The following is a 901-nucleotide window of genomic DNA, read 5'->3' on the forward strand; positions in this document are numbered from 1 at the left end:
AAGTCAAAATGGCGAACGGCATCTTAGCCGTCTCACTATCATCACGATGATAGCCGAGCTAGTTCTTACGCCCACATCGAGATTTTTATGAGCTTTGATCCAGTAGCAGCGACCGAAGCTGCAAAAAAGACCCGTGCTTTACGCAAAGGCAAAAACTATAAGAAACGCACCTCTAAACTTGAACCGTTCCGTTCTGAAATCGCCAAAATGTACAAGCATGGCGCATCTTTAGAACTGATTGCTCTGCACCTCCAAACTGAACACAAGCAATATGCAGCTCGCAGTACCATCCTCCGATATATCCATTCCATCGGAGTAACACGCAATGGCTAAAGGGCACTTCGCAAAATCAGAAAAACAAGCCGCTTCTGTCATGAAAGAAATGCAGGGGAAAGGTAATGCCATAGAATCGGTGGGAACGGCGAGGAACTACGAACAAGCATTGAAAACCTGTTGCGATTATCTGAAAGAGTTCAAGCTTGGCTCTCTAAGAGAACTAACCCCAGAACAAGCAAAAAACTACATAGAGTTACGCGCTCACGAATGTAAACAAAGCACAATCGACATGGATCGTCAGGCAATACAAACAATGATGCAGCATGTCACACATAAGTTAGAACCCAATCAAACACTATACCCACCCAAAGAGCTTCCTACATCTAAAAAAGAAACTATTGAAAACTCTCGTTCTTACACGCCAGAACAGGTCAATGCGATCATTCAGCACCAAACCGAGCAACATGCACTCTCAACACAACTTTGTCATGAAGCGGGTCTACGCGCTCACGAACTGTACACACTACGACCTTCTGGCGAAGTAAATCCGAGTCCACGGGACGTACACCAAGATAAATTTTCCCAACTCCCCAATGACTCAAAAACCTACACGGTTCAAGGGAAA

1 protein-coding gene and 1 pseudogene are annotated in these 901 nt (G+C 44.8%); both read left to right on the forward strand.

What is annotated here, in order from left to right:
* Positions 1-87: 87 nt before the first annotated feature.
* The gene (locus R8N47_RS24130; RefSeq protein WP_169573145.1) at positions 88-333 is read left to right on the forward strand and encodes a hypothetical protein; all 246 of its coding nucleotides are present in this window, start codon (positions 88-90) and stop codon (positions 331-333) included.
* Positions 326-901 (forward strand): annotated as a pseudogene (locus R8N47_RS24135) (site-specific integrase); the annotation flags it as partial. The gene R8N47_RS24130 and the pseudogene R8N47_RS24135, both read left to right, overlap by 8 nt.

This window comes from Vibrio sp. 2132-1, assembly GCF_033344315.1.